Source organism: Shewanella sp. 5S214, assembly GCF_041439795.1.
In the GTDB taxonomy this organism is placed as follows: Bacteria; Pseudomonadota; Gammaproteobacteria; order Enterobacterales; family Shewanellaceae; genus Shewanella; species Shewanella vesiculosa.
The window spans coordinates 1-5,978 of record NZ_JBGOOV010000053.1 but is presented as its reverse complement, the minus strand read 5'-3'; the positions used below and the strand labels follow the sequence as shown (position 1 = coordinate 5,978).

The following is a 5,978-nucleotide window of genomic DNA, read 5'->3' as shown; positions in this document are numbered from 1 at the left end:
TTTGTTAAAAAACGTTGAAAACGTCTTTCTGGAGAAATTCTACAGCCTCAACGCCCCGCTTAGGGGCTAAAATTAGGAGCGGAGCGACTGAGAGCCTGTGTGTTTTTGTCCCAGTGAGCGCCAGTGATCCGATCCAGTAATAGTGGACACTTTGTATCATTACTAAAATTTGGTCAATTAGCTCATGATAGCAAGTAACAAGTCTCTGCACTGTGGCAGAAGATATTAAGTATCGAACTTTAATCTGTGGATTTCAGATTAAAATCTCCATGTGTTAATGCCCTGTTAAGGGGTGAAGGACGCAATACCGATATTAACGTATAGTAAAAATGCCACGCGTGCTGAATCCCTTTTAAAAATTTTGTCAGCTTTACCAATTACTTAGCTTTGGCAGAAAGCCACTAATATCCAGTAAAGTAGACTTTATAACCTTATCTTCGATCTGGTATTTGCCACATATTGCAAAAACACTAGAAATGAAAGGTTCCTTTGCGAATGGGGATATATAGATGGCTTCTATCAACTCATTTAAATCCACAGGAACAATATCGGCACTAGGACGATAGTATTCAATATTGTCAGAAGGCACTTGGTTAACAATGAAACATCTGAGCTCGTTTTCGTGGCTAAATGATGAACGCTTAATCAGTGGGCTGATATTACCATCAACAACACAACATTTTGGTGTTAGGTTTGTATCTGAAAAATCGAGATACCGTACCTTACCTATTTGGATTTTTTTACCAAATACCTGTTCTTTTAAAGCATTGTGTAGACGTTCTACTGATGTCTTAATAGCTATTCCTTTGCCATCATCTGAATACAATTTCCACATAGCTTCAGATTCAACGCGATTGCTATGCCAGCAGTTTACAGTTATTGCTTTTGATATTTTATGGAAAGCTAATTCCATCTTAGAACTAAGCTTCTCAATTCCATTTCTCATTTCACCAAGTTTAGGGTTATTTTGAGCAACATCCATTTGTTTTAGCACCTCATAAGCCTGCTTAAGCTCACTAACCTGAGAACCAAATATCTCAGCATAAGCTTTGGCCGCGACATCTGGCATATAGCCCTCAAATGGATCGCTTTCGTTATAGCTTTCCAAAGCGGTGAAATATAATTTTTGGGTTTCTAACAAATTAATCAATTTATCGAGCGACATATAGCGCCAAAGAGCCTCATCTAACGATGCACTTTCCCCAATTGTTACTTCCATATTTCTCCAAACCTCAATGTAAACATAATGTTTGATTAGTGTGCATGCGCGTTTATCTCATTAGAACAGTGAAAGCGCGTATAGTTAACTATATGTATTGCAGAGAACTTATCAGCTTTCCATCAAATACACCATCTGGAAAAACGTGCAAGCTAATGAGTTTAAAAACACTCAAAACCCATTAGGCTTTAATACGACTATATACCTATCCAGTTTCTAACAATCCAATAAAGCGCTAAAAGCAGGGTTAATAGATGAGACTTTGTAGGGTAACTCATTCGTCAGTTTGCGATTGTTCAGGGGTGTTCTAACAAGCTTTGGGGCACTTTAGAGTTAGAAAGTGCCGGCTATAACGACATCAGATACTTTCTAACTGGCTAGGGCTACAACCGTTTTAAAGATGTGTAAATTGTATAGGCACTACGATTTCCCCCCCCCTTGTTTCTTCACGTTTACGCTCTTCTATGTGCATTGCTAAAGAAAGGTAAATCAATGCTTCCCGCGATATTTTCAACATCTTTAACACTTTATCGGCTAAATCATCAACAGTTATATACTTCATATACTCAGTATCATCGACTTGAGCTGGGTACTCCTGAATCCCCAGATACCTATGTTCTGCCATTTTTCTAATGATATGTAATTCTCTAGCTTCTGGTTCAGCAACATCAGTAAAATTTTGATCGTATAAATCTTTCGATAAGAAGTATAAACCTCGTAATAGCCAGTTTTCACGATCTAGAAAGCATGGATTGATTTCTAGCGCTTTATTTTTCTTATTGTACGTTCCCCAAATATTACGGAAATTTACAGAGTCTACCTTTAATCCAATTTTCATATAGTCGTTTAAGAACAAAGCTATTTTGTCAAAGATAGAATACGAAATTCTCAACGAGTTTTTCAGTAACTCATTTCGGTAGCCTAGATATACACCGTCCAAACCATTCTCTAGCAGAACGTCATTGTCAGAATAGTGTTCGAAATCGGCGGTAGTAAACTCGTACAGCATATGTCGGGCAACTATGAACTCTTGCTTTAGCAAGTTAAAATATTTAGGAAATCTAGGTTCTTCTCCGACTGCGTAGAAATGACTAGGTAAGTGCAGAACATCATTTGCAGCAATTGTAGCGGTGAACACATCATTCAAAGGGTTTATAAATAGCTTATGTTGTAAGCACCATCTTCTGTAATCCTGTTCTTTTTGGTGCTTACCTAATGAGAAGTTATTAAAATCAAATTTACTATCGAACTCAATATCCTCTAGAACGTCTTCTGTGAAGTCCCTATAACCCATAAAAGTTTCTAGAGCATCCTGTTGAATACCACAATCCCATAGTATCGGCTCACTACCAAAACGATTAAGCTCCTTATTGGCATGAAAAAAGAAAATACCACTATGCCCAGGGTCATATAGATGCTGTCCATAGTGGACTTGGCCAATTGCTTTATTACCTAGTGCCATAGCAAAATTATCAATACGAGAGAGGGCTTTTTCATAATAGCTAATTGACTCAATTACTCGCCCTAGTGAACTCATTCCGTTAGCTATATTTGTGAGTATTTTACACTGCATTATCTCATCAAGTTTCTCGAAGCCAGACTCTGCTACTGCCTTTCGCAGATTAAGTATCTCGGCCACTAGCCTTTCTCGATGCCAACTCCAAGTATCATCTACATCTTTTCGCTCAATCATACGAAGTGCTGCGTAACAATTAGCTTTATAGAAATACAAGACTGAATGATTCTCGCTTGTCTCATTTTCCATAAGAGAATCACAGCTAACTAGCAGTACCTCTAGCTTTGAAACATCATTGTTATCAAATGCAATATCAATTTCTAAGCCTAGATCTTCGATTTCTCTATTCAGCACTATGCGATTCCTTGTAAAGTCTTAAAACTACTGGCTACATTAAAGATATGAGAAAAAGTAAGTCTAATAGTAAATGATTGGACACACAAAAAATCAGTTCACTAACGAGGAAAGGGGCAATAATGTGTTACTCAAGCTAACTTAAAAATGGACAACTATTAGTTTCGCCATGCGATTTAACCAAGCCAAATCAAATTAGTTTTTTATTAGGAAGTGCAATTCCGTCCAGTTGCTAGACCAAAATAACACTGAAATTATCAGATGCACTGCTTGCCAATTCTGGCAGCATTCTGTCAATCACTTCCATACTGAGAACCGGAGTCCCTTCAAGATCCACCTCTACATATGACCAAAAGCCGTCACTACATAGCAACATGCACTGGGGTTCTGGATTGTCCAAAGAGTAAACCTTTAGACTCTCTCTTATAACACCAGGTTTAATCTTACAAGAAACCAAATGTCGAGCTTTCAAGTAACTGTCCCTGTCCAACACCCCGTCACGATGCAGTTTATAGTGAGGAACGTCGTCCACTGTTTTCCAATCAACGCCTTTAGGAGTTAAGAACCCCAACCGACAATCTCCACAATGCGCAACTACCAAGCTATCGTTCAACTTCAATGCGGCAGTCATACAAAATGCAAAGCTGCCTCTCCGTTGCTCTAGGGACCTTACAGCATTGATGATTGCATCACCGAGGGCTGTTTCATCACTAATAATACCCCCTGATAACTCACCTTTTAACCGCTCACAAAACTCACTTACGGCTGCTGCAGTGTTCTCATTGTGACCAATGCCATCGCAAACAACATAGAAGTGCCCACCTTGAACAGCCCAGTGATCTGCGTAATCGGCGTTTACTTGCTCACAACCTCCTACTTCACAAGCTAAAATGCTAGGGGTCAAAGAAGAAACTCCTTTGATGAAAGCTCATTAAAGCGCTCTTCAATTATTTCAAACCTTTCTTCCTCTTCGCCATTCAGAGCATTTCTTAACAAGTAGTCAAAATCAGAGTTAGCGATGAATTTGGACATTGCCTCCTGAACGAACTGCCTAAGTTCAATGGGAGATTCTTTTACTTCGTCAAGCAAAGCATCCCTGCCATTGACTAATACGACAATGTCCTCAGCATATCCCTACCACGAGTAGCGAACGCCACAAGCTTTGTGGCCAATAGATGTTTAGCTTGGGCTATTTTTATTGCTAACCCGTCTGGCAGAGTGTATGTGACAGACTCTTGAAGCCCGACCTGAAACCAGGGGTTTGAAAAACCAAGAATGTCTTCTTTATCAGGCATCACATCAACTAAAATACCCTCACATTCGAATCGGCACATTGGTGCTTCTTCGCCTTTTTCGGGTATAGACGGTTTGAATCCTCGACTACGCAGCTGTTCTGCCAACACCTGATAACCATAATAACTCGACACTGAGACAATAAAGTCCACGTCCTTAGTACTACTGATATCAATGGGTTGAGCATCATCTAAGTGAAGGGACACAGTGGCCCCTCCAACAAACGCCACCTGCTCCAATAAGTCTTTACCCAAAGCATGAGCTATGGGCAGTATTAATGCTTCATGTTCTGTCATACATTACCTTTCAACTTGGCTAGGTAAGGCATTGCTTCCTCTTTCTCCCTAGCACTACCCACTCTAAAAATATCTAATAATGCCAATTGCTTATAGAGCCACGGATCAATCATAACCGCTTTTGGCACTGATTTGTAAATAGGGGCTATGGCGATCCCCTTAACAGTCCCTCGGGCACAAGGCCAGACGGTAGGAAACTCAGCTGAAGAGACGAATATATCTTTAAATGATGAAGCAGCACTAGCGGTTGGGATACCTCGGACAACTTTCCCACGCTCGACAAAAAAGCTAACTCCTGCACCGAAGCGGACATAGTCAATTAGTACGGTCTTATTGACTCGGACGCCTTTGGCCCCTCTTTTTATCAATAACCCTGCTTTACTCGCTCTTTTGATTGCTTGACTTACTTCACTGAGGGACATAAAAAGCTGTTGCGCCAACTTTCTATAACTCCAACTAGCTCGTTGTTCTTCCGACTCCCCTTCTAGGATGAACTGTTCAATCAATGCTAGATCTGCAGCTTCAAAGTCATCTGGTTCATCAGAAACGATAATCTCATCCTTTTCCCTGTCGTACACACTTATTGGTTCAAATATTACCCATGGAGCCTTTCTTGAGTTGTGACTTCTACTCTCTACAGATGAGCAACCAATTTCATAACTCAGAATTTTAAAAGTAACTAATAGATCTTGTGGTTTAAGCATAATCCTGCTCCTCTGTGTTTTCTGTTCGCGAACAGAAAACACATTCAAACAGAAGGTAAAGACTTTTGCAAGAAAATTACGGTAACTGAACAGAATTGGCATGTTGGACCTGATGGTCTAAAGCGTTTCTGTCAGATTAGGTAAAGTATGGAAAATGGAGAGTGAGTTGTCGACATGAAGCATCAACTCTAACTGACTTTGGGGCGTGCGACGTGAAGTCGTATGAAGCGCTGTTCACCGCTTAACGAGTGAACCATCTGTATCACCAGATGAACCTAGGGCTCTGAATAAAGTAGATAATTAGACTCCCCACACTTAACCCTGTGGTGTACCTTACATTTGTATCATCACATGTTGGAGTCCATTATGAAAAATACTATTGTTGGTGTCGATTTAGCGAAGAAAGTAATTCAAGTTTGTAAAACTATAAACCGTACAGTGCGTTCTAATGAAGAAATGACACCTGATGAATTTATCTTATTCCTTGCTAACTCAAAGCCTATGACGGTGGTATTTGAAGCTTGCGGAACATCAAGTTATTGGAAACAGCAAGCCTTACTCTACGGGCACGATGCCAAGCTTATTTCTGCCAAACT

At 40.0% G+C, this 5,978-nt stretch carries 7 protein-coding genes; 1 reads left to right on the top strand and 6 read right to left on the bottom strand.

The annotated features are described in order from the left end of the window. Nucleotides 1-370 precede the first annotated feature (370 nt). The 6 genes from ACED29_RS20775 to ACED29_RS20750 all read right to left on the bottom strand — a co-directional run bounded on the left by ACED29_RS20775 (nt 371) and on the right by ACED29_RS20750 (nt 5,382). Nucleotides 371-1,219 (bottom strand): DUF2971 domain-containing protein, encoded by an 849-nt coding sequence (locus ACED29_RS20775; protein WP_371698634.1) that lies wholly within the window; start codon nt 1,217-1,219, stop codon nt 371-373. 394 nt (nt 1,220-1,613) lie between these two features. Continuing rightward, entirely contained in the window at nt 1,614-3,089 is a 1,476-nt protein-coding gene (locus ACED29_RS20770; RefSeq protein ID WP_371698633.1) for an LA2681 family HEPN domain-containing protein, read from the bottom strand. A 232-nt stretch (nt 3,090-3,321) separates the two neighbouring features. Continuing rightward, complete coding sequence (locus ACED29_RS20765; RefSeq protein WP_182742618.1) at nt 3,322-3,993, bottom strand: PP2C family serine/threonine-protein phosphatase; 672 nt, start codon at nt 3,991-3,993, stop codon at nt 3,322-3,324. Next, a complete protein-coding gene (locus ACED29_RS20760; protein ID WP_371698632.1) occupies nt 3,990-4,178 on the bottom strand; it encodes a hypothetical protein in 189 nt (62 codons plus the stop codon). Before ACED29_RS20760 ends, ACED29_RS20765 begins: the two co-directional genes overlap by 4 nt. Nucleotides 4,179-4,195: 17 nt before the next feature. Continuing rightward, nucleotides 4,196-4,678, bottom strand: coding sequence for a hypothetical protein (locus ACED29_RS20755; RefSeq protein WP_371698630.1), 483 nt, complete (start codon nt 4,676-4,678; stop codon nt 4,196-4,198). Beyond that, the gene (locus ACED29_RS20750) at nt 4,675-5,382 is read right to left on the bottom strand and encodes a hypothetical protein (protein ID WP_182742616.1); all 708 of its coding nucleotides are present in this window, start codon (nt 5,380-5,382) and stop codon (nt 4,675-4,677) included. The genes ACED29_RS20755 and ACED29_RS20750 overlap by 4 nt, the downstream gene beginning before the upstream one ends. Before the next feature lie 514 nt (nt 5,383-5,896). Between ACED29_RS20750 and ACED29_RS20745 the strand changes: the two genes are divergently transcribed. Continuing rightward, the coding region (locus ACED29_RS20745; RefSeq protein WP_371698636.1) for a hypothetical protein at nt 5,897-5,978 on the top strand (82 nt) is incomplete at its 3' end.

Excerpts from the sequence above, each read along its gene's own strand:
- ACED29_RS20750 (WP_182742616.1), bottom strand. The coding sequence starts at position 5,382 with ATGCTTAAACCACAAGATCTATTAGTTACTTTTAAAATTCTGAGTTAT.
- ACED29_RS20775 (WP_371698634.1), bottom strand. The coding sequence starts at position 1,219 with ATGGAAGTAACAATTGGGGAAAGTGCATCGTTAGATGAGGCTCTTTGG.
- ACED29_RS20755 (WP_371698630.1), bottom strand. The coding sequence starts at position 4,678 with ATGACAGAACATGAAGCATTAATACTGCCCATAGCTCATGCTTTGGGT.